Here is a 21209-nt window from a genome sequence, read left to right as displayed (position 1 = left end):
GATCACCGCCCGGCCCCGGGGCCGAAGCACCCTCCACAGGCACGTACGGTTGTATGACCAGCTGTACGACTCGACATTCACCGCATTCACCGCATCCACCGCCGTCACGTGGGACCCCATGAACGTCACCCGAGGCTTCACCGGACGCCCCCGCGTCCACCATCCCGGTCTGCCGCCCGGCCAGTACGACGCCGGCGACGACTGGCCCGTCCTGTCGGCCGAGGTCACCCCCGACCTCACGCCCGCCGACTGGACGTTCCGGATCGACGGCCTGGTGGCGGAGCCGCGCTCCTGGGACTGGGACGAGGCGCACGCGCTGCCCGCGTCGGCGTACGAGGGCGACATCCACTGTGTGACGAGCTGGTCGAAGTTCGGGGTGCGGTTCGGCGGCGTCTCGCTGGACGCGTTCCTGGACGTGGTCCGGCCCGACGCGTCCGCCACGCACGCGGTCGCGTACGCGCACAGCGGCTACACCACGAACCTCCCGCTCGCCGACCTCACCGGCGGGCGCGCCTGGATCGCCTGGGAGTACGACGGCAAGCCGCTGCCCGCCGAGCACGGCGGTCCGGCGCGGCTGCTGGTGCCGCACCTGTACTTCTGGAAGAGCGCCAAGTGGATCGCGGGCCTGCGGCTCCTCGACCACGACGAGCCCGGCTTCTGGGAGCAGAACGGCTATCACGCGCGGGGCAACCCGTGGGAGGAGCAGCGGTACTCCGGTGACTGAGGCAGCGACGAGCGCGGCGTTCACGCCGCCCACGCGGTTCGCCGTGCCCGGCCGTATCGCCGTGAGCAACCGGGCGGCGGCGCTCTGGCAGACGGCGACGCTGACGGAGATCCGGCGGGAGACGCCGACCGTGGCCACGTTCCGGTTCGCGGTGCCCGGGTGGGCGGGGCATCTGCCGGGGCAGCATCTGATGCTGCGGCTGACCGCCGGGGACGGCTACACGGCGCAGCGGCACTACTCGCTGGCGTCCCCACCGGACGACACCGGGCACATCGAGCTGACCCTGGACCATGTCGAGGGCGGCGAGGTCTCCGGGTGGTTCCACGGTGAGGCCCGGCCCGGCGACGCGGTCGAGGTGCGCGGCCCGCTCAGCGGCTTCTTCGCCTGGCCCGGGGACCGGCCCGCGCTGCTGATCGGCGCCGGTTCCGGTGTCGTGCCGCTGATGTCGATGCTCCGCCACCACCGGGCGCGCGGCCTCGACGTACCGCTGCGGCTGCTGGTGTCCGCGCGGGGGCCCGAGGAGCTGATCTACGCGGCGGAGTACGGCGCGGAGACCACGGTCGTGTTCACGCGGCGGGCGCCCGAGGGGGTGCCGGTGGGGCGGCTGTCGGCGGCGCGGGTGGCGCCGCTGCTGGCCGAGCGGCCGCCCGGTGGATGGGAGGCCTATGTGTGCGGCTCCAACGCGTTCGCCGAGCACGCCTCGCGGCTGCTGGTCGAGGCCGGGCAGCCGGTGGACCGCATCCGTATCGAGCGCTTCGGCTGATCCCCCCGGATCGGGTGGCTGATCCCGCCGGGCGGGACATCGCCCGCGCGCTTCCATGATTTCTGGCGCAAACCATGCCATCACGGCGTCTTTCGGGTACACCGGAAGTGCGGACCAGTCCTAACCGGGGTTCTCGTACATGAGGGCCGTGCCGGTGAGGGAGGGCGAGATGCGAGGCCAGGTGTTCGGGTGGCGTTGGCGCCCCAATCCACTGCGCCGGCGCTCGGACGTCGTCGAGGCGTGGACGGTGCTGTGCGTCGTGCTGCTGCTCGTCCTCGGCGCCCCGGCGGCCGGGCTCGCGGTGGGACTGTGGGCCCACGAGGGTGCGCGGGCGAGCGCCGCGGCCGAGCGGGCCGCGCTCGACCGGGTCAGTGCCGTGATCGTCGAGAAGGCCCCGGACTCCGTGCCCTCGGCGCACGGCGACAGGCAGCCCACGTACTGGGTGCCGGCCCGCTGGACCGAGCCCGACGGCGGCTCCCGTACCGGTGAGGCCCGGGTGCCGGCGGGCACGGAGCGCGGCGACCGCGCCGACGTCTGGCTGGACGAGGCGGGCCGCAGTGTCCGGCCGCCGCCGACCGACACGGCCGTCTGGCAGCACGCGCTGTCCATGGGGACCTGCGCCGCCGGCGGGGTGGTCGGCATCGTGCTGCTCGGACATGTCGTCGTCCGCCGAACAGCCACCCGGCATCGGCTGGCCGAATGGGAACGGGAGTGGGCGCGGACGGGTCCCGACTGGGGACACCGCTGGGCGTGACGACGGAAGACAGAACAAGAACAATGCTCAGCTAAAAGCTGTGCACCGCACGTCGGCCAATCGCAGAACGTCCACAATATTCATCCCGCCGACGCAGTTGATACTTCAATTGCGTTGCTGCCATACTCCGCATTCTCCCCCACAGGCATAAGGCAGCGAAGAGGGTGCATTGTGTCCAACCACACGGCGCGGTACGACAGTTCCGCCCCGTATCCCCCCGCATCGGCCCCGCCGTCCCGGGCCGGACGACAACCCGTGCACGCACACCCTGAATTCCGGTCGATAAGCGCCGCCTATCGCAGATTCGGCATATGGGCGACCACGTTGTCCGTCGGTGGATTCCTGTCGTACGTCCTTCTGTCGAGTTTCGTACCAGGAGTAATGAATCAACGATTGATCGGACATCTGACGCTGGGACTGGCCCTCGGTCTGGCGCAGTTCGCCGTCATGGGTGTGACCGCGTTCCTGTACGTACGGCACATGCGCGCGCACATCGACCCGGTCGTCCGCCGGCTCCGTTCCCAGCTGGAGGACGAGACCGAGCAGCGCCGGGTGCGGGCCGGACGGCGGTCCCGCGCATGGTGACCTTCTCCGCGAGTGTGGCCGACGCGTTCAGTCTGCGGCTGACGTTCGTGCTGTTCCTGTCCGTCGTCGTGATCACCCTGTTCACCGCGTTGCTGACGGCACCGCAGCGGGACGAGATCGGCGAGTTCTACCTCGGCAACCGTGACATGTCGCCGCTGCGCAACGGCCTCGCCATGTGCGGCGACTACCTCTCGGCCGCGACCCTGCTCGGCAGCACCGGCCTCGTCGCCCTGACCGGGTACGACGGACTGCTCTACCTCGGCGGCACCGTCGTCGCCTGGATGATGGTGCTGCTGCTCATCGCCGAACCCCTGCGCAACGCGGGCAAGTTCACCCTCGGCGACGCCCTGGCCCGGCGGTTCCCGCTGCACCACCGGCCCGTCCGGCTGGCCCTCGCCATCTGCACGCTCTCCGTGTGCACCCTCTATCTGGTGGCCCAACTGGTCGGCAGCATCGCGCTCATGACCCAGTTCGTGGGCGAACCCGGGCCCACCACACGGACGATGGTCGTGATCATCATCGGCTCGATCGTCACGATCTACGCGGCGATCGGCGGTATGCCGGGCGCCACCTTCATCCAGGTGGTCAAGGCCGTGATGCTCGTCGCCGGGGTCACGGTGGTCGCCGTCCTGGTGTTGAACCGCTTCGACTGGAACATCGACGGACTCCTGGCCTCCGCGACCGCCGGCAGTGGGCTGGGCAGCGAGTACCTCCAGCCGGGTCTGCGGTACGGGGCGGGCCCCATCAGCAAGATCGACTTCTTCAGTCTGCAACTGGCCATCGTGCTCGGACTGGCCGCGCTCCCCCATGTGATGATGCGGATGTTCGCACCGCGCAGGACCCGGGTGCTGCGCGCCTCGGTGGTGTGGGCCGTGGGTCTGGTCGGGTTCGTGTGTCTGATGGCGGGCGTGCTGGGCCTCGGGGCCACCGCCCTGGTGGGTCGGGACACCATCTCGGACATCGACCACAAGGGCGACGCGGCCGTCCTGCTGCTCGCCCATGAACTCGGCGGCGAGGTCCTGACGGCGATCGTCTCGGCCCTGGCCTTCGTCACCCTGCTCGCCGTCGCCGCCGGTCTCATGCTGGCCGCGGCCTCGTCCGTGGCCCACGACCTCTTCGGCGAGGTGCTCCGCAAGGGCCGGGCCAAGGAGACACAGGAGCTGGGCGTCGCCCGGATCGCCGCGGTGATCCTGGGCGTCCTCAGCATGATGTTCGCCCTTCTCGCCTGGGGCACCAACACCGCCACCCTGGCGTTCCTGGCCTTCGCGATCGCCGCGTCCGCCATCCTGCCGACCATCGTCTACAGCCTGTTCTGGCGCGGGTTCGCCGCCCGCGGCGCCCTGCTCAGCCTGTACGGCGGCCTGGCCACGTCCGTCCTGCTGGTGCTGTTCTCCCCGGTCGTCTCCTCCACCCCCGACTCGGTCTATCCGAACGCCGACTTCGCCTGGTTCCCGCTGCAGAACCCGGGCATCGTCTCGATCCCGGCGGGCTTCCTGCTGGGCTGGCTCGGCTCCCGTCTCGGCCCCCGGCAGGAGGAGACCGTGTACGAGGACTTCGAGGTCCGGGCCCTGGTCGGGGTCGACCAGAGGTGAGCCCCGGGACCGGCCGAAGGTGAGCCGTGGGGCGTCGCGGGCCCGGAAAAGACCCTTGGCGGGCCCGCGACGCCCCACGTACGGTGTGATCATCCGCACCCCCGCACTCACAAGGTGGTCCTTCATGGCCCTGTTCGACCTGCCGTTGGACGAGCTCCGTGGTTATCGAAGCGCTTCGACGGAGCCCGAGGACTTCGACGCCTTCTGGGCGACGACGCTCCAGGAGACCCGCGCGCACGACCTCGACGCCCGTTTCGAGCCGGTCGAGACCCCTCTGACGACGGTCGAGGTGTATGACGTCACCTACGCCGGGTTCGGCGGCCACCCGGTCAAGGGCTGGCTGGTCCTCCCGGCCGGTGCGGCCGAACCGCTGCCCACCGTCGTGGAGTTCATCGGCTACGGCGGCGGCCGGGGCCTGGCCCACACCCACCTCCTGTGGGCGTCGGCGGGCTACGCGCACTTCGTCATGGACACCCGGGGCCAGGGCAGCGCCTGGGGCGGAGGCGGCGACACCCCCGACCCGGTGGCCGGCGCCCCCGCCTTCCCCGGCTTCATGACCCGGGGCATCGACGCCCCCGAGAACTACTACTACCGCCGGGTCTACACCGACGCCGTACGCGCGGTGGAGGCCGCCCGCGCACATCCGCGGACCGACGCCGCCCGCACGGCCGTCGTCGGCTCCAGCCAGGGCGGCGGTATCTCCATCGCCGTCGGCGGACTCGTCCCCGACCTGGTCGCGGTCGCGCCGGACGTGCCGTTCCTGTGCGACTTCCCGCGCTCCACGACCCTCACCGACCGCGATCCGTACCGCGAGATCGGCAAGTACCTCAAGACCCACCGCGGCCGCACCGAACAGGTCGGGCGCACCCTCGCCTACTTCGACGCCGTGCACTTCGCCCCGCGTGGCCGGGCCGCCGCCCTGTTCTCGGCGGCGCTGGAGGACCAGACCTGCCCGCCGTCCACGGTCTTCGCGGCCTTCAACGCCTGGGCCGGGGCCGACAAGGACATCGAGGTCTACGACTTCAACGACCACGAGGGCGGCGGCCCCTTCCAGGAGGCGGTCAAGCTGCGCTGGCTCGCCGCGCGGCTCTGAGGGGGCGGGACAGCATGGACACGGCCGAGGCCGCGCGGCGGTTCGTGGCGGTGTGGCGGGAGGCGTGGGCCGCCCATGACGTCGACGCGCTCCTGGAGCTGTACGCGCGGGACTGTGTGCACCGCTCGATGCCCTTCCGGGAGCCGCACCGGGGCCGGGACGAGCTGGCCGCGTATCTGCGCTGGTCGTTCACCGACGAGCGGGTGGACGATGTGCGCTTCTCGGAGCCGGTGATCGGCCAGGACGGTGTCGCCGTCGCCGAGTTCCGGGTGCTGTCCGAGGCCGACGAGGAGCCGCAGACCCTCGCCGGCTGTGTCTTCGTACGGTTCGACGCGGCCGGACTGGCCGTGGAGACCCGGGACTACTGGCACCTCGTCCCGGCCCGCACGGAGCCCGCCCCGCCGATGTTCCTGCTCGGGGCACCGAGCCCGTAGGGGCGGTGGGCGGGATTCCGCCGCACGGCTTCCCTCCTGTCCGACCAGTCGGTACGTTCGGGGAGGCCGGGCGGCCCTCGCCCCGGCGAACGGCGGCGGACCACGGAGGGTTCATGTCCCAGACTCAGGTGCGGGGTCACTGCGAGGCGCGGTTCGAGGCCGTGCGGCGCGCGTTCGAGGAGAACTTCGGCGAGCGTGACGAGCTGGGGGCGGCGGTCACCGTGACGCTGGGCGGGGAGACCGTGGTGGACCTGTGGGGCGGCTGGGCCGACGCGGCGCGCACCCGCCCCTGGGAGCGGGACACCGTGGTCAACGTGTGGTCCACGACCAAGGGCCCGACCGCGCTGTGCGCGCACATTCTCGCCGACCGGGGCCTGCTCGACCTGGACGCCCCGGTGGCCGCGTACTGGCCGGAGTTCGCGGCGGCCGGCAAGGAGGGCGTGCTCGTCCGGCATCTGCTGTCGCACCGGGCGGGGCTCGCCGGACCGCGTGAACCGCTGTCGTTCGAACAGCTCCTCGACTGGGAGCTGACCGTCAAGCGGCTGGCGGCCCAGGAGCCGTGGTGGGAGCCGGGCACACAGTCCGGATACCACGCGATGACGTTCGGGTTCCTCGTCGGCGAGGTGGTCAGGCGGGTGTCGGGGCTGCTGCCGGGCGCGTTCCTGGCTCGCGAGGTCACCGGACCGCTCGGCATCGACTTCACGATCGGGCTGCCGGAGGCGGAGGCCTCGCGGGTGGCCGAGCTGGTGCATCCGCCGGCCGCGACCACCAGTGAACAGGCCGCGATCTTCGCCCAGTTGACGCCCACCGCGCTCGCCGCGCTCGCCAACCCGCTGGTCGGCGCCGCCGAGGCCAACACCCCCGCGTGGCGGGCCGCCGAGGTCCCGGCCGCCAACGGCCACGGCACCGCGCGGGCGGTCGCCGCGCTGTACGGGATCCTCGCGCTGCGCGGCTCCTGGGGCGGGCGCGAGGTGCTGTCGCCGGAGGCGGCCGAGCGGGTCCGCGAGGGGCAGGGCGCCTGCCGTGACCTGGTGCTCGGCGCCGGGTTCGGCCGGGACACGGAGATCGGGCTCGGGCTGTGGTTGAGCGGCCCGCACGGCTCGTACGGGCCCGACCCGAGGGCCTTCGGCCACGACGGCTACGGCGGCTCCTGCGGGCTCGCCGACCCGGAGGCGGGCGTCTCCCTCGGCTATGTCATGAACCGGATGGGCCCGCACATCGCCGACGACCCGCGCAAGACGGCTCTCGTCGAGGCCGTGTACAGCGCGCTCTGACCCACCCTTCTGGCACGGAGAGTCGGCGACAGTGCACTCTCAGTCGACTCCCGCGCCGCATCCGGTGCCAGTATCGCCTTCACAGCGAACAGCGGTCCTTCGGTTTCCGACCGAAGGGAACAGCGGTCCTTCGATGCCGATTTCTCGACTTCGTCAGGAGCTGACACACGCATGCGCAGACATCACCGTCCTCTGGTCCTCGGAGCAGCCGTCACGGTCGGCGTGCTCACGGCCACGGTCATCCCGTCGGCCGCCGCCCCCTCGGCCGAGCGGACGACACCGAAGCCCACCGTCGTCCTCGTGCACGGCGCGTTCGCGGACGCGTCCGGCTGGTCCGGGGTCGTCGCACGGCTGAAGAAGGCGGGCTATCCGGTCGTCGCCCCGGCCAACCCGCTGCGGGGCCTGCAGTCGGACGCCCGGTACATCTCCGCGCTCCTCGGCACGATCGACGGCCCGAAGATCGTCGTCGGGCACTCGTACGGCGGCGCCGTCATCACCGAGGCCGCCGCGTCCGTGCCCGATGTGAAGGCGCTGGTGTACGTGGCGGCCTTCATGCCCGACAAGGGCGAGCTGCTGAGCGAACTGGCGGACCGCTTCCCGGGGTCCGAGCTCCTCCCGGCGCTGGAGGGGCTGCCGGACGGGGCCGGCCACCATGACGTGGCGATCAAGCCCGACAAGTTCCACGACGTGTTCGCGGGCGACCTGCCGCGGTCCACGACCTCGGTGCTGGCGGTGTCCCAACGCCCGGTCAGTCTCGCGGCGTTCGACTCCACGGCCCAGGTGGCGGCGTGGCGGACGATCCCGTCGTGGTTCATGGTCGCCAAGAAGGACAAGACGATCTCCCCCGCGCTGGAGCGGTTCCAGGCGGAGCGGGCGGGCTCGCACACCGTCGAGGTCAACTCCTCGCACGTGGTGATGATGTCCCACCCGGACAAGGTGGCCTCGCTGATCAAGTCGGCGGCGGACAAGACCCGTTGACCGGTGCCGTCGGGTCCGGGCCGGCTCCTTCCGGGCCCGGCGGCCGTCCGGCCGGACGGGTCATCCCTTGCGGGTGGCCACCACCATCCGGCAGCGGGGGCTGCCGTCCGACCGCCGACCGAACTCGGGCAGCGCGAACAACTCCACGTCGAACCCGGCGCGTTCCAGCTCCCGCCGTACGAGGCCGAGCCGGAACGGCCGGTAGTACATGACGAACGGCGGCCGCCAGAGCGCGTTGCGCACCCGCATCGCCGCGTCGAAGCCCAGGGCCGCCCAGTACCAGGGGGAGTTCGGCGGGGCGGGCGCCGGCAGCGGGAACGCGAACCGTCCGCCCGGCCGCAGTACGGAGTGCACCTCGTCGAACAGCCCCGGCAACTCCTCCGGCAGGAAATGCCCGAACGCCCCGAAGCTGACGGCCAGGTCGAAGACGGGGGCGAAGGGAAGAGCGAGGGCGTCACCGCGTACCCAGGAGACCCGGGGGTCGGCGGGGGCGGAGACGGCCGGACCCGGGCCGCCCGTGTCGGCGTCGCCGGAAACACCGCCCGAGCCCGTGGAGCGGGTGGTGTGGGTGGAGCGGGTGGTGCCGGAGCCCACCTGCTCCCTGCCCACCGTCAGCATCCCCGCACTGATGTCGACGCCGGTGACGCTGTCCCGGCACAGTTCGCGCAGGACCTCCATGCCCGCCCCGGTGCCGCAGCAGAGGTCGAGGCCGTGCTCGAACGGGCCCATCGTCGACAGGGCCGCCTCGACCGCCTCCAGGACGGAGTCCGGCGTACGGAACGGGGTCTGGTCGAACTTGGGCGCGAGCAGGTCGTAGCCGTGTTCGACGGACGAGAGCGCCTGAACGGCGAGTTCGCGGAGGCTGGGGCCTTGCGGGGAGAACATCACGTCAGCTTAGGCCCTGGGTCGGGGCAGCGGACGGCGTGTGCCCTCGCCTATGGTCCAGGACATGACTTCGTTCCGTCCTGCCCCGACCTGGCTGGCCGACGCCGTCTTCTACCAGATCTATCCGCAGTCCTTCGCCGACTCCGGCGGAGACGGCATCGGCGACTTCGCCGGAATCACCGAGCACCTCGACCATCTGTCCTGGCTGGGCGTCGACACCGTCTGGCTGAACCCCTGCTTCGTCTCGCCGTTCCGCGACGCCGGGTACGACGTCGCCGACTATCTGAACGCGGCCCCGCGCTACGGGTCGAACGACGACCTGGCCAAGCTCGTCGACGAGGCGGGCCGGCGGGGCATCCGGGTCCTGCTGGACCTCGTGGCCGGGCACACGTCCATCGACCACCCGTGGTTCCGGGCCTCCGCGAACGACCCGGACGACCACCGCTACATCTGGACGGCCCAGGGCCGGCCCGAAGGCTTCGTCGCCTCCCCCGGCACCCGCCCGGGCGCGTACCTCCCGAACTTCTTCGACTCCCAGCCCGCCCTCAACTTCGGCTACGCGCGCGAGAATCCGGCCGAGCCATGGCGGCTGCCGGTCGACGCCGACGGCCCGCGCGCCAACCGACACGCCCTGCGTACGGTCATGGACCACTGGCTGGGCCTCGGCCTCGCCGGCTTCCGCGTCGACATGGCCGCCTCGCTCGTCAAGGACGACCCGGGCAAGGCCGAGACCTCCCGCATCTGGACGGAACTGCGGCACTGGCTGGACGGCGCCCATCCGGACGCCGTGCTGCTCGCCGAGTGGGGCGAGCCGGAGGTGTCGATCCCGGCCGGTTTCCACGCCGACTTCTTCCTCCACTTCGGCGGCCCCACCGACGGCCTCGCCCTGCGCTCGCTGTGGAACAACGGCCAGGGCACGGTCCACGAGAACTGGGACCCCCTCGACTGCTTCTTCGACGCGAGCGGCGGGGGCTCTCCGCGCCCCTTCGTCGAGGCCTGGCAGCGGGCGTCCACGGCCGTCGACGGCTCGGGCGCCATCTCCCTGCCCACCGCCAACCACGACTTCTCCCGCCTCAACTGCGGCCCCCGCGCGGCCGATCAGCTGCCCGCCGCCTTCGTCTTCCAGCTGACCTGGCCGACGCTCCCGGCGATCTACTACGGCGACGAGATCGGTATGCGCTACGTGCCGGGCCTGCCCGACAAGGAGGGCAGCGTCCTCGGCCCCCGCTACAACCGCGCGGGCTCCCGCACCCCCATGCAGTGGGACGACTCCGCCAACGCGGGCTTCTCCACCGCCCCCGCCGACCGCCTCTACCTCCCCGTCGACCCCTCCCCCGACCGGCCGACCGTCGCCGCCCAGCGCGCCGACGACACCTCGCTCCTCCACCTCGTCCACCGGCTGATCGCCCTGCGCAGGCGCACCCCCGAGCTGGGCTCCACCGGCTCGGTGGAGGTGCTGCACGCGGGGTATCCGTTCGTGTACGTACGGGGCGGGCGCTACCTGGTGGTCGTCAACCCCCAGCGGCACGAGGCCGGTCACGCGTACGCGCCGTCCGTCCACGGCACGCTGGAGGGGCGGGGCGTGGAGTTCACGGACGGCACGATCACCGCTCAGGGCTTCGGTTACGGGATCTTCGAGCTCTGCGGTTAGCCGTCGGGGCCGGATGCCCGGAGCACGGCTCCGGGCATCCGCTCACGCGGTGCGGACCGCTACGGCGCGGGCTTGCCCGCCACGTTCGGCTCCTCGCCGTACGCGGTGAGGAAACGGTCGCGGAAGGAGTCCATGCGCCAGACCGGAGCGTCGTCGCCGGGCCGCAGCCCGTCGGACCAGCCCCAGTCGTCGATCCGGTCGAGGACCTTCGGGTCGCGGGCCACGACGGTGACGGGTACGTCGTGGCTGGCGCCGTTGCCGCTGACGCTCGCCATCGGCTGGTGGTCGCCGAGGAAGACCAGCACGGTGTTCTCGTCGCCGTACTTCTCCACGTACTGCAGGAGGCTGTGCAGCGAGTACTGGACGGACTTGCCGTACTCCTCCTTGACCTTGACGGGGTCGGTGAACACGTCCGCCGGGTCCTTGCCCGCCTTCTCGATGCCCTTGTAGACCGAGCCGTCGCCGACCTCGTCCCAGTCGATCATCTCCGGCAGCGGCGCCCAGGGCTGGTGGCTGGAGGTCAGGATGATCTCCGACATCAGCGGCTTGTCACCCTTCTTGGCGGCCTCCAGGCGCTCGAACGCGGTGAGGGCGTACTGGTCGGGCATGGTCGACCAGCTGAACTTCGGCCCCTGGTAGCCGACATCGCGGGAGTCGTAGACCTTGTCGAAGCCGTAGAAGTCGCCTTCCGGCCAGTTGTACTGCACGCCGGGCACGACGCCGACCGTCCGCCAGGCGCCGGTCTTGTCGAAGGCCCCGGGCAGGGTGAGGCGTTCGCCGGCGGTGACCGTGCGGTAGCGGCTCTGGTTGTCGATCCACAGGCCGGTCAGGAACGTGGAGTGGCCGAGCCAACTGCTGCCGCCGTACGTCGCGGAGGTCAGCCAGCCGCTCTTCGCCGCGAACCCGGCCTTGGTCAGCGCCTCGCCCTCCTCGTCGAGGGCCGCGTTCACGCCGGGTGCGATGGCCGGGTCCTCCAGGGCGGCGCGGCCGTAGCTCTCGATGAAGGTGAACATCACGTCCTTGCCGCGCAGCCCCGTCAGCAGTTGGTCGGCGGGCACCTGGGCGAACTTGTCCTTCTTGGCCTCCTTGGCGAACGCGGCCTCGTCCCGGAGGGTCTCCTGGATGCGGCCCCAGCGGTCCTGCACGAAACCGATGGTGTTCCTGGAGGCGACCGCGGTGTTCCCCAGGGGCGTCAGGCCGAGCGCCGCGCAGGTGATCCACACGGTGCCGGCGATGATCGTGCCCTTGGTCGCCCGGTCCCGGTCGCGGGCCAGGAGGTTGACGAGCCGTACGACCGCCAGGGCCATGACGACGAACAGCAGCAGCACGAGGACCACGAGGCCGATCACGGCGACCCGGGCGCCCGTGGCTCCGAGCGTGTCCTTGACGTACGACTCGGCGTCGTCCAGCAGGCCCCAGTCGAGGACCACGTTGAAGCCGCGGCCGAGGAATTGGTTGAAGCCGAGGTCCAGCGCCTTCACGACCACCAGCGCGGCCAGGCCCACCCCGATGACGACCGCGGCGACCAGCCTCGGCCGACGGGGCAGCACCATCAGCAGGGCGGCGGCGAGGATCGGCTCCACCGGTATCCGCAGGAACTGCCGCGGCACGAAGTACTCGGGCTGGCCCGGCATCAGCAGCGCGAAGAACACCAGGGCGGCGGCCAGCGCGGTGACACCCCACGACACGCTCCGCGCGGCGACGGGGTACCTCGCCCGGAACGCCGCCGGGTACTTCCGCCACCGGGCGAGCCGCCCGACGCCGACGGCGCCGCCGGTCTTCGCCGGTTCGTCGTCACCGCTCTTCCCGGGTTCGTCGTCCTCGCCGGCCTTCTCCGGTTCCTCCTCGGCCGGACCTTCCGACGCCGACGGGTCCGATGCCGCCGGGTCCTGCGCCGACGGCTTTCTCGTCGCGTCCGTCGCGTCCTTCTCGGCCGTCCCGTCCGTCTTGTCGGTGTCATCCGTGTCGGGTGATGGGCTGGAGCGCGTGAAGAGCGACACGCGACGTTCCTTCCGTACGAAGACCGCTGGTCGTGCCCCCATCTGTACGGGGGACCGGCGACATCAGTTCAAAGACCAGGGGTAAGCCATCGGTAAGGAACTCCCCAACGGCCGGCCACCGGTGGTGGTATACTCTCCTTGGCACGTGTGTATCGCCCGCTCTCGGGCGCCCGTGCCGCTCTCTCTCGGATCCAGATCCTGCGTCCTGAGATCTCTCTCGCTGAACCGCTCGTCGACTCCCGACGGCCGTCAGCTTCCCCGCACCACCCGCGACGCACGGGCCGCCTCTCACCCGCGGCCGTGAACGGCTCAGCCGTACCCCGGGTGTGTTCCTCCCCCTCCCTTTGCTTCCCCCTTGCTCCTCACGTCCTCGAAAGGACCCCCATCCATGACCACCACCACACTCGAACGCACTTCCACCGATCAGCAGCCTCCGTCCCGGGTCGCCGGCGTCCTGGAGACCACACAGGGCGGGCAGGGTCATCTGCGCCCCGAGCGCGGTCTGCCCACCCCTTCCGACCCACAGGTCCCCGCCGCGCTGATCCGCCGGTACGGCCTGCGCAAGGGCGACACCGTCGAGGGCCTACGCGACGGCCGGCGCGGCCTCACCGAGGTCGAGCGGATCAACGGCCGGACGCCCCAAGAGCTGCGCGGCCGACCGCACTTCCACGACCTCACCCCGCTGCACCCGCGCGAGCGGCTGCGGCTCGAACACCAGGCGAGCGGTCTGACGGGCCGTCTGTTCGACCTCGTGGCACCCGTCGGCAAGGGGCAGCGCGGGCTGATCGTGGCCCCGCCCAAGACCGGCAAGACGGTGCTGCTCCAGCAGGTGGCCGCCGCGATCGCCGCCAACCACCCCGAAGCCCGACTGATGGTGGTGCTGCTCGACGAACGGCCCGAGGAGGTCACCGACATGCGGCGCTCCGTGCGCGGCGAGGTGTACGCCTCCACGTTCGACCGGTCCCCCAAGCAGCACATCGCGCTCGCCGAACTCGTCGTGGAGCGCGCCAAGCGCCTCGTCGAACAGGGCGAGGACGTGGTGATCCTGCTGGACTCCCTGACCCGGCTGTGCCGGGCCCACAACAACGCGGCCGCCGCCGGTGGCCGCACCCTCAGCGGCGGGGTCGACGCCGCCGCGCTCCAGGGCCCCAAGCGGCTCTTCGGCGCCGCCCGGCTGACCGAGGAGGCCGGTTCCCTCACGATTTTGGCCACCGCCCTGGTGGAGACCGGGTCCCGTGCCGACGACTTCTTCTTCGAGGAGCTCAAGGGCACCGGCAACCTGGAGCTGCGCCTCGACCGCACCCTCGCCGACCGGCGTGTCTTCCCCGCCGTCGACATCACCCCGTCCGGCACCCGCCGCGAGGAACTCCTGCTGACGCCGGGCGAGTTGGCGGCCGTACGAGGGCTGCGGCGGGCCCTGCGGTCGCGCGAGGGGCAGGCGAACCTCGAAACGATCCTGGAGCGGCTGCGCGCCACACCGGACAACGCGACCTTCCTGCGGCAGGTGCAGCCCACCCTGCCGGCGGCATGACAGGAGGCACGCGGTGCGGCATCCGGTGAGGCATCCGGGTGCTCGATCCGCCCTCTCGGCCCTGGCATCCCGGTCCACGGCGCGACCGTTCCTACGTTTGCGATATGACCATCGGATCCTCATCCCGTGTCCTTCGTGGCCTTCGCGTCCCCCGTGTCGCTCGTGTCGCTCGTGTCGCCGTCTGCTGCACCGTCGTCTGTGCGCTCGGGGGCCTGGCCGTCGCGACGCGCCCGGAAAGCGGCGGTGTCCGGGTGGAGGAGGGCCCGCAGGACGCCAAGGCCCCGCACGAGCCGCCGTCGCTGTACCGGCCGGCGACGCAGGTGCGACCGCGGGCCGGGGCGCCCGACGTGCCGCAGGACCTCTCGGCGGTGTCGTGGCTGGTGGCCGACGCCGACAGCGGTGAGGTGCTCGCCGCGCACGACGCGCACCGCAAGCTGCCGCCGGCCAGCACCCTCAAGACCCTGTTCGCGCTGACCGTGCTGCCGGGGCTCCCGGCGGGCCTGAGGCACACCGTGCGGCGCGAGGAACTGGCGGGCATCGGCGCCGGAAGCAGCCTGGTCGGCATCAAGGAGGACCGCGCCTACAGCGTCGCCGACCTGTGGCGCGGGGTCTTCCTCAGCTCGGGCAACGACGCCGTACGCGTCCTGGCCTCCCTCAACGGCGGCTGGAAGGCCACCACCGAGCAGATGCAGGCCAAGGCCCGCGCCCTCGGCGCCCGGGACACCCGTGTCGTCTCGCCCGACGGCTACGACGCGCCCGGCCAGGTGTCGTCCGCGTACGACCTGGCGGTGTTCGGGCGCGCCGGGCTGCGCAACGCGGAGTTCGCGGGGTACTGCGCCACGGCCACCGCGAAGTTCCCGGCGGGCGACTGGTCGTACGGCATCCAGAACACCAACCGGCTGCTCACCGGCGCCGGTGTCGAACGCTATCCGGGGCTGATCGGCGTCAAGAACGGCTACACCAGCAACGCGGGCAACACCCTGATCGCCGCCGCGAAGCGCGACGGGCGCACCCTCGTCGTGACGGTGATGCGCCCGGAGTCCGGCGGCGGCTACGCGGTGTACGAGGAGGCGCGCTCCCTGCTCGACTGGGGTTTCCGTGCCGCCGGGCGCGTCGAGGCCGTGGGCTCGCTGCTGCCGCCGCGCCCGGCGGCGGGGCCTCAGGCCGGCCCCGGGTCGCCGCCCGTCCGGGAGGAGACGGACGAGGTCACCGCCCCCGACTGGCCCGTGGCGGGCGCGATCACGGGCGCGGCCGGGGTCGGTGCGGGGGCCGTGGCACTGGCACTGCGGCTCAGGAACGGCCGGCCCACCCGTGGCTGACCGACCGGCAGCCACAGCAGCAGACCCAGCGTGATCCACACGTAGGTGTTGCTGCCGACGAAACCGCCGATGCCGGGCGCGCCGTCGAACCACAGCCAGACGACACTGCTGCACAGCAGCACGTACAACGTCGCCGCGAGCGGCAGCAGCCGCCTGTGTCTGAGCAGGACGGCGAACGCGGGCAGCAGCCAGACCAGATGGTGCACCCAGGTGATCGGGCTGACCAGACACGCGGTCAGCCCGGTGAACGCGAACGCGGCCGTCCAGTCCTCGGTGCGCGTCGCCGTACGGACCCGCCACGCCCAGACGCACAGCACGGCCAGCACGAGCAACGCCCAGACGGCGCGGCTCGGTTCGTGGGGTGCGACGAGCCGGGCCAGGACGCCCTGGAGCGACTGGTTGGAGACGTAGTCGAGGCGGCCGATGCGGCTGGTGTCCCACAGGGCCTCGGTCCAGTAGAAGCGCGAGGCGCCCGGGGCGATCCAGGCCGCCGCCGCGGTGGCGGACGCGACGACGGCCGTCGCGAGCGCGGCGGCCCGCCACCGCCGGGCGAGCAGCAGCATCCCGATGAAGATGGCGGGCGTCAGTTTGACCGCCGCCGCCAGGCCGATGCCCACGCCCGCCCAGCGGCCCCGGCCGGTGGCCAGCAGCCAGGCGTCGGCGAGCACCAGGGCGAGCAGCAGCAGGTTCACCTGGCCGAAGCTGAAGGTGTCCCGCAGGGGTTCGAACAGGGCGAGCAGGCACAGGGCGAGGGAGGTGCCGAACCAGCCGTAGCGGCGCAGGAGCGGCCCGGCCAGGATGTACAGGACGGCGGCGAGCGCCGCCAGGTTGAGTCCGAGGCACAGCACGATCGCGGTGCGCAGTCCGACCAGCGACATCGGCAGCATGGCGACGGCCGCGAACGGCGGATAGGTGAATCCGTAGGTGGTGCCCGGCACCAGATAGTCGTAGAGACGGCCGTCGTGGTGGACCCAGGAGTCGATCGCGCCGTGGTAGACGCGCAGGTCGAACCAGTCGCGCAGCAGCGGGACGGTCGCGGTGAACACGGTGACGGCGGCGGCCAGGCCGAGGACGAGCAGGACGCGGGCGCGGTCGGTGCGCGGCGGGAACCACCTCTGGCGGGGTTCGCTCATGCCGTGCGCTCCAGGACCGGTGCCCGGGAGGCCTGTTCGGCCTGCCACAGCACGACCACCGCGAGCACTCCCCCGCACACCGCGAGGACGATCTGTTCGGTGTCGGCCGGGTAGCCGCTCGGCAGGACGGCGAGCGCGAGCACCGCGCTGGCGGCGGCGACCCGGCGCTGTACGAAGGTGTCCCGCGCGGCGGCGGCGATGAGGAACAGACCCCACAGGGCGTACCAGGGACGGATCGCGGGGCCGAGCGCGGCGATGACTGCCAGGCTGAGGCCGAGCGCGTACACGGGGCCGGGTCTCAGCCGGAGCCATATGAACAGGACGACGGCGAGGGTCAGCAGGAGTCCGGCCGCGCGCCAGGCCGGGAGCGCGAGGGGGGCCAGGTCGCTGCCGAGGTCGTGGAGGAGGGTGCCGGTGGCGCGGCCGAGGACGCTCGTGGGCGACCAGTTCTGTGGGGACACGGGGGTGCGCAGGGCGGCGATCCAGCCGTATCCGGTGCCGGCCAGGGCGGTGACGGCCGCCGTGGTGGCCGTCGCGACGGCCAGGGTCGCCGCGCCCGTCCGGATCCATCCGGTACGGCCGCGCATCACGACCACCGCCAGCAGACCGAGCGCGGCGGGTGCCTTGACCAGGGCGGCGAGGGTGACGAGGACGACGCCGATGAGGTACCAGCGACCCCGCGCGAGCACCAGTCCGACGCCCAGCAGGCCCAGCATCACCGCGTCGTTGTGGGCGCCGGCCACCAGGTGCAGGAGCACGAGCGGGTTGAGGGCGCCGAGCCAGAGGGCGACGGCGGGGTCGGCTCCGCTGTGCCGGGCGAGGCGAGGCAGCGCCACGGCCATCAGGGCGACGCCGAGCAGGGCGATCAGCCGCATCCCGATGAGTCCGGCCGGTATCCGCCCCTCCGTCAGACCGGAGAGCCCGGAGGCCATGGCGAGGAAGACCGGGCCGTACGGTGTCGCCGTGTGCCGCCACATCGGGGCCACCTCGTCGGCGAGCGGGCCGCCGAGCCGGGCGGGCCCGTGGAGGTAGACGTCCATGTGCGCGTCGACCATGGCGCCCTGCGCGAGGTAGCTGTAGACGTCCCGGCTGAACAGCGGTGGTGCGAGGAGCAGGGGCGCCGCCCAGACCGCCAGCACGAGCAACAGGGCGCGGGGGGTCGGGGGTTCGGGGCCGCGTATCACCTTTCCCAGCAGCGCCCATGCGGCTATCAGCAGGACGACGCCGAAGTAGACACCGACCAGCCCCAGCGCACCGCGCCCCGAGGTCGGCGACAGCAGCTCCTGGACCGGCAGGGCACCGGCGGTTTCACCTCCCAGGGCGAGAAAGGCGGATCCGGCCAGGCCGAGCGCCTGGCAGCGGCGTAGGTCGACGGGGAAAGCGATGGCCAACACTCGGTCAGGGTGTCAACGCCGGGTGGCGCGGAGGCGACGCGGCGCCCACCTGACGGGTACCAGGACGTGACCATGAGCGAACCCGCCGCCCCGGTCTCGGGGCGGCGGGTTCGCGCTGTCACGCCGGGGAGCCGGTCAGCATGCGGACGCCGTGTCGATCCGAATGCCGGTCAGCGTGATGCCCTCACCGAAGCCGTGCGTCTCGTTCGGCGGGACGCAGGTGTAGTGGAGCGTCGGCGAGCCGTCGACGACATAGCGGAGGTAGGCCCGGTCGTCGTTGCGGGTGTTGTGTACGTAGTCGGCGCCTCGGCTGCGGGGGCCGAGGTCCTGGTAGTCGGCCGTCACGTCCTGGTAGGCGGCCGTGGGGCGGGAGCTGTCCCAGTCGGACTGGGTGAGGTAGAAGCAGACACGGGGATAGACGCATCCCTTGTGGGAGTCGGCCGACGCGGTGGGGGCCGTGGCCAGTGTGGTGGCGGCGACGGCGACCACGGTCATGGCGAGGGCAGCGAGCCTCTTGTGCATGTGTGTGCCACACAATCCTGGGAGTGAACTTCCTTCGCCATGGTGGCACTTGTCCCTGTATCGCCGCACAAATACCGAACAAGTCAGAAAATAGACACCCCTGTCAGGGTCGTGAACCGGTCCAGTGCCGCCACTCCCGCCACCGAGTTGCCCTGCTCGTCCAGCGCCGGACTCCACACACAGAGCGTGCACCGGCCGGGCACGACCGCGATGATGCCGCCGCCGACCCCGCTCTTGCCGGGCAGGCCCACGCGGTAGGCGAACTCGCCCGCCGCGTCGTACGTACCGCAGGTGAGCATCACCGCGTTGACCTGTTTCGCCTGGCTCCGGGTCAGCAGCCGGGTGCCGTCGGCGCGGAGGCCGTGGCGGGCGAGGAACGTGGTGGCGCGGGCGAGGTCGGCGCAGGACGCGGTGAGGGAGCACTGCCGGAAGTACTGGTCGAGGAGGACCGGTACCGGGTTGTCGATGTTGCCGTAGGACGCCATGAAATGGGCGAGGGCGGCATTCCGGTCGCCGTGAGCGGACTCCGAGGCGGCGACCTGCGCGTCGAAGTCCAGGTCCGGGTTGCCGCTCTCCGAACGGAGGAAGGACAGCAGCTCCCCGGCCGCGTCGCCGCTACGGCTGTGCAGACGGTCGGTGACGACGAGGGCGCCCGCGTTGATGAACGGGTTGCGCGGGATGCCGTTCTCGTACTCCAGCTGCACCAGCGAGTTGAAGGGGTTGCCCGAGGGCTCGCGGCCCACGTGCTCCCACAGGATCTCGCCCTCGCGGGCCAGGTCGAGGGCGAGGGTGAAGACCTTGGTGATGGACTGCGTGGAGAACGGCTCCCGCCAGTCCCCCACGCCGTACACCGTGCCGTCCAGCTCCGCGACGGCCATACCGAAGCTGCGCGGGTCGCGGGCCGCGAGCGCCGGGATGTAGTCGGCGGGCCGGCCCCGGACCGGGGTCCGCTCGATCTCCTCGGCGATGCGCTCCAGGACGGGCCGGAAGGTGGAAGCCATCAGGCCGGCGGTGCGCCGCTGCCCGCGAGCACCTCGGGCCGCAGCAGTTCCCGGAGCCGTTCGGCGGGCAACAGGCCCTTCTCCTGCACGAGTTCGGCGACGCCCCGGCCGGTGGCGAGGGCCTCCTTGGCGATGTCGGTGGCCGCCGTGTAGCCGATGTGCGGGTTGAGGGCGGTGACCAGGCCGATGGAGTTCTCCACGCTCGCGCGCAGCGCCTCGGTGTTGGCGGTGATGCCGTCGACGCACCGCTCGGCCAGCGTCAGGCAGGCGGCCCGCAGATGGGTGATCGACTCCGACAGGGAGTGCAGGATGATCGGCTCGAAGGCATTGAGCTGGAGCTGTCCGGCCTCGGCCGCCATGGTGATGGTGACGTCGTTGCCGATGACCTCGAAGGCGACCTGGTTGACGACCTCGGGGATCACCGGGTTGACCTTGCCGGGCATGATGCTCGAACCGGCCTGCACCGGCGGCAGGTTGATCTCGTTCAGGCCCGCGCGCGGCCCGGAGGAGAGCAGCCGCAGGTCGTTGCAGCTCTTGGAGAGCTTGACGGCGACGCGCTTGAGGACGCCCGACATCTGCACGAACGCGCCGCAGTCCTGGGTGGCCTCGACCAGGTTGGCGGCCGTGACCAGCGGCAGTCCGGTGATCTCGGCGAGGTGGCGGCGGGCCGACTCGGCGTATCCGGCGGGGGCGTTGAGGCCGGTGCCGATGGCCGTGGCGCCGAGGTTGATCTCGTGGATCAGCTCGACGGCCTCACCGAGGCGGCTGCGGTCCTCGTCGATCATGACGGCGAACGCGGAGAACTCCTGGCCGAGCGTCATGGGCACCGCGTCCTGCAACTGCGTGCGGCCCATCTTGAGCACCTCGCGGAACTCCACCGCCTTGCGGGCGAAGGAGTCCTGCAGCACGGCCATCGCCTTGAGCAGTCCCTGCACCGCGAAGACCGTCGCGATCTTGACGGCGGTCGGGTAGACGTCGTTCGTCGACTGCCCGAGGTTCACGTCCTCGTTCGGGTGCAGGTACTCGTACTGGCCCTTGGCGTGGCCCAGCAGCTCCAGCGCCCGGTTGGCGACGACCTCGTTGGCGTTCATGTTGGTGGAGGTGCCGGCGCCGCCCTGGACGACGTCCACGACGAACTGGTCGTGCAGCTTGCCGTCGCGGATCTCCCGGCAGGCCTCGATGATCGCGGCGGCCTTCTCGGGGGCGAGCAGACCGAGTTCCTCGTTGGCGCGGGCGGCGGCCTCCTTGACGGCGGCCAGGGCGTCGATCAGGTGGGGGTAGGCCGATATCGGGGTGCCTGTGATGGGGAAGTTCTCCGTGGCGCGCAGGGTGTGGACGCCCCAGTACGCGTCGGCGGGGACGTCACGGTCTCCGAGCAGATCGTGTTCGCGGCGGGTGGCTGCGGCGGCGGTCATGGTGGTGTGAGCCTTCTTTCGTGACGTGCGGGTGGGTGGGTGAGCGGGTCGTTGGGTGGGTTGTCGGGTGCGGGTGCGTGGGGGCTGGTCGCGCAGTTCCCCGCGGCCCTGAAAAAGCAGGGGCTGCGCCCCGTGCTTTTTCAACGGCCCGCAGGGGCCGT

18 protein-coding genes and 1 pseudogene are annotated in these 21209 nt (G+C 71.7%); 12 read left to right on the top strand and 7 right to left on the bottom strand.

Features of this window, described 5'->3' with window-relative positions; genetic code table 11:
• Positions 1 to 118: 118 nt before the first annotated feature.
• The 9 genes from ABT147_RS34905 to ABT147_RS34865 all read left to right on the top strand — a co-directional run bounded on the left by ABT147_RS34905 (position 119) and on the right by ABT147_RS34865 (position 8197).
• Positions 119 to 724, top strand: coding sequence for a sulfite oxidase-like oxidoreductase (locus ABT147_RS34905; RefSeq protein WP_351413755.1), 606 nt, complete (start codon positions 119 to 121; stop codon positions 722 to 724).
• Entirely contained in the window at positions 717 to 1487 is a 771-nt protein-coding gene (locus ABT147_RS34900; RefSeq protein ID WP_351413753.1) for a ferredoxin reductase, read from the top strand. The genes ABT147_RS34905 and ABT147_RS34900 overlap by 8 nt, the downstream gene beginning before the upstream one ends.
• A gap of 169 nt (positions 1488 to 1656) precedes the next feature.
• Positions 1657 to 2241: an Rv1733c family protein gene (locus ABT147_RS34895; RefSeq protein ID WP_351413750.1), complete on the top strand. Its 585-nt coding sequence runs from the start codon at positions 1657 to 1659 to the stop codon at positions 2239 to 2241.
• Between the two features lie 171 nt (positions 2242 to 2412).
• Positions 2413 to 2826 carry a DUF485 domain-containing protein gene (locus tag ABT147_RS34890; protein ID WP_351413748.1) on the top strand — a complete coding sequence of 138 codons (414 nt, stop codon included), beginning with the start codon at positions 2413 to 2415 and terminating at the stop codon, positions 2824 to 2826.
• The gene (locus ABT147_RS34885) at positions 2820 to 4418 is read left to right on the top strand and encodes a solute symporter family protein (RefSeq protein ID WP_351413746.1); all 1599 of its coding nucleotides are present in this window, start codon (positions 2820 to 2822) and stop codon (positions 4416 to 4418) included. Before ABT147_RS34890 ends, ABT147_RS34885 begins: the two co-directional genes overlap by 7 nt.
• 124 nt (positions 4419 to 4542) lie before the next feature.
• Positions 4543 to 5511 (top strand): acetylxylan esterase, encoded by a 969-nt coding sequence (locus ABT147_RS34880; protein ID WP_351413743.1) that lies wholly within the window; start codon positions 4543 to 4545, stop codon positions 5509 to 5511.
• 14 nt (positions 5512 to 5525) lie between these two features.
• A complete protein-coding gene (locus tag ABT147_RS34875) occupies positions 5526 to 5945 on the top strand; it encodes a nuclear transport factor 2 family protein (protein ID WP_351413741.1) in 420 nt (139 codons plus the stop codon).
• A gap of 113 nt (positions 5946 to 6058) precedes the next feature.
• The gene (locus ABT147_RS34870) at positions 6059 to 7219 is read left to right on the top strand and encodes a serine hydrolase domain-containing protein (protein ID WP_351413739.1); all 1161 of its coding nucleotides are present in this window, start codon (positions 6059 to 6061) and stop codon (positions 7217 to 7219) included.
• Between the two features lie 171 nt (positions 7220 to 7390).
• Complete coding sequence (locus ABT147_RS34865; RefSeq protein ID WP_351413737.1) at positions 7391 to 8197, top strand: alpha/beta fold hydrolase; 807 nt, start codon at positions 7391 to 7393, stop codon at positions 8195 to 8197.
• Positions 8198 to 8257: 60 nt separating this feature from the next.
• On the opposite strand, the gene ABT147_RS34860 is transcribed toward ABT147_RS34865, so the two are convergent.
• The gene (locus tag ABT147_RS34860; protein ID WP_351413734.1) at positions 8258 to 9082 is read right to left on the bottom strand and encodes a class I SAM-dependent methyltransferase; all 825 of its coding nucleotides are present in this window, start codon (positions 9080 to 9082) and stop codon (positions 8258 to 8260) included.
• A gap of 64 nt (positions 9083 to 9146) precedes the next feature.
• Here ABT147_RS34860 and ABT147_RS34855 point away from each other — a divergent pair, with 64 nt between their 5' ends.
• Complete coding sequence (locus tag ABT147_RS34855) at positions 9147 to 10733, top strand: alpha-amylase family glycosyl hydrolase (protein WP_351413732.1); 1587 nt, start codon at positions 9147 to 9149, stop codon at positions 10731 to 10733.
• Positions 10734 to 10792: 59 nt separating this feature from the next.
• On the opposite strand, the gene ABT147_RS34850 is transcribed toward ABT147_RS34855, so the two are convergent.
• Positions 10793 to 12733 carry an alkaline phosphatase family protein gene (locus ABT147_RS34850; RefSeq protein ID WP_351413729.1) on the bottom strand — a complete coding sequence of 647 codons (1941 nt, stop codon included), beginning with the start codon at positions 12731 to 12733 and terminating at the stop codon, positions 10793 to 10795.
• A gap of 388 nt (positions 12734 to 13121) precedes the next feature.
• Here ABT147_RS34850 and rho point away from each other — a divergent pair, with 388 nt between their 5' ends.
• Both rho and ABT147_RS34840 read left to right on the top strand, forming a co-directional pair.
• Positions 13122 to 14264, top strand: a complete 1143-nt coding sequence (gene rho / locus ABT147_RS34845) for a transcription termination factor Rho (protein ID WP_351413727.1) — start codon at positions 13122 to 13124, stop codon at positions 14262 to 14264.
• A gap of 104 nt (positions 14265 to 14368) precedes the next feature.
• On the top strand, positions 14369 to 15583 hold the full coding sequence (locus ABT147_RS34840; protein WP_351413725.1) for a D-alanyl-D-alanine carboxypeptidase family protein: 1215 nt from the start codon (positions 14369 to 14371) through the stop codon (positions 15581 to 15583).
• A gap of 227 nt (positions 15584 to 15810) precedes the next feature.
• On the opposite strand, the pseudogene ABT147_RS34835 reads toward ABT147_RS34840, so the two are convergent.
• The 5 genes and pseudogenes from ABT147_RS34835 to aspA form a co-directional block, all read right to left on the bottom strand.
• Positions 15811 to 16716 (bottom strand): annotated as a pseudogene (locus tag ABT147_RS34835) (glycosyltransferase 87 family protein); the annotation flags it as partial.
• Positions 16713 to 18101, bottom strand: a complete 1389-nt coding sequence (gene mptB / locus ABT147_RS34830) for a polyprenol phosphomannose-dependent alpha 1,6 mannosyltransferase MptB (RefSeq protein WP_351413881.1) — start codon at positions 18099 to 18101, stop codon at positions 16713 to 16715. The pseudogene ABT147_RS34835 and the gene mptB, both read right to left, overlap by 4 nt.
• Before the next feature lie 144 nt (positions 18102 to 18245).
• Positions 18246 to 18632 (bottom strand): hypothetical protein, encoded by a 387-nt coding sequence (locus ABT147_RS34825; protein WP_351413723.1) that lies wholly within the window; start codon positions 18630 to 18632, stop codon positions 18246 to 18248.
• 83 nt (positions 18633 to 18715) lie between these two features.
• A complete protein-coding gene (locus tag ABT147_RS34820; protein ID WP_351413720.1) occupies positions 18716 to 19633 on the bottom strand; it encodes a glutaminase in 918 nt (305 codons plus the stop codon).
• Positions 19633 to 21048 (bottom strand): aspartate ammonia-lyase, encoded by a 1416-nt coding sequence (gene aspA, locus ABT147_RS34815; protein WP_351413718.1) that lies wholly within the window; start codon positions 21046 to 21048, stop codon positions 19633 to 19635. The genes ABT147_RS34820 and aspA overlap by 1 nt, the downstream gene beginning before the upstream one ends.
• Positions 21049 to 21209: the final 161 nt, after the last annotated feature.

This window comes from Streptomyces sp. NPDC001868 (assembly GCF_040297125.1).
Taxonomy (GTDB): domain Bacteria; phylum Actinomycetota; class Actinomycetes; order Streptomycetales; family Streptomycetaceae; genus Streptomyces.
Note: the sequence above shows the minus strand (reverse complement) of the source record. Positions and strands in the feature narration are given on the sequence as shown.

What these genes read in the sequence shown, in the direction of transcription:
- ABT147_RS34820 (WP_351413720.1), bottom strand. Translation starts at nt 19,633, where the DNA reads ATGGCTTCCACCTTCCGGCCCGTCCTGGAGCGCATCGCCGAGGAGATC.
- ABT147_RS34840 (WP_351413725.1), top strand. Translation starts at nt 14,369, where the DNA reads ATGACCATCGGATCCTCATCCCGTGTCCTTCGTGGCCTTCGCGTCCCC.
- ABT147_RS34860 (WP_351413734.1), bottom strand. Translation starts at nt 9,082, where the DNA reads ATGTTCTCCCCGCAAGGCCCCAGCCTCCGCGAACTCGCCGTTCAGGCG.
- ABT147_RS34825 (WP_351413723.1), bottom strand. Translation starts at nt 18,632, where the DNA reads ATGCACAAGAGGCTCGCTGCCCTCGCCATGACCGTGGTCGCCGTCGCC.
- ABT147_RS34855 (WP_351413732.1), top strand. Translation starts at nt 9,147, where the DNA reads ATGACTTCGTTCCGTCCTGCCCCGACCTGGCTGGCCGACGCCGTCTTC.
- ABT147_RS34875 (WP_351413741.1), top strand. Translation starts at nt 5,526, where the DNA reads ATGGACACGGCCGAGGCCGCGCGGCGGTTCGTGGCGGTGTGGCGGGAG.
- ABT147_RS34870 (WP_351413739.1), top strand. Translation starts at nt 6,059, where the DNA reads ATGTCCCAGACTCAGGTGCGGGGTCACTGCGAGGCGCGGTTCGAGGCC.
- ABT147_RS34880 (WP_351413743.1), top strand. Translation starts at nt 4,543, where the DNA reads ATGGCCCTGTTCGACCTGCCGTTGGACGAGCTCCGTGGTTATCGAAGC.
- ABT147_RS34865 (WP_351413737.1), top strand. Translation starts at nt 7,391, where the DNA reads ATGCGCAGACATCACCGTCCTCTGGTCCTCGGAGCAGCCGTCACGGTC.
- ABT147_RS34905 (WP_351413755.1), top strand. Translation starts at nt 119, where the DNA reads ATGAACGTCACCCGAGGCTTCACCGGACGCCCCCGCGTCCACCATCCC.
- rho (WP_351413727.1), top strand. Translation starts at nt 13,122, where the DNA reads ATGACCACCACCACACTCGAACGCACTTCCACCGATCAGCAGCCTCCG.
- ABT147_RS34895 (WP_351413750.1), top strand. Translation starts at nt 1,657, where the DNA reads ATGCGAGGCCAGGTGTTCGGGTGGCGTTGGCGCCCCAATCCACTGCGC.
- ABT147_RS34885 (WP_351413746.1), top strand. Translation starts at nt 2,820, where the DNA reads ATGGTGACCTTCTCCGCGAGTGTGGCCGACGCGTTCAGTCTGCGGCTG.
- aspA (WP_351413718.1), bottom strand. Translation starts at nt 21,048, where the DNA reads ATGACCGCCGCCGCAGCCACCCGCCGCGAACACGATCTGCTCGGAGAC.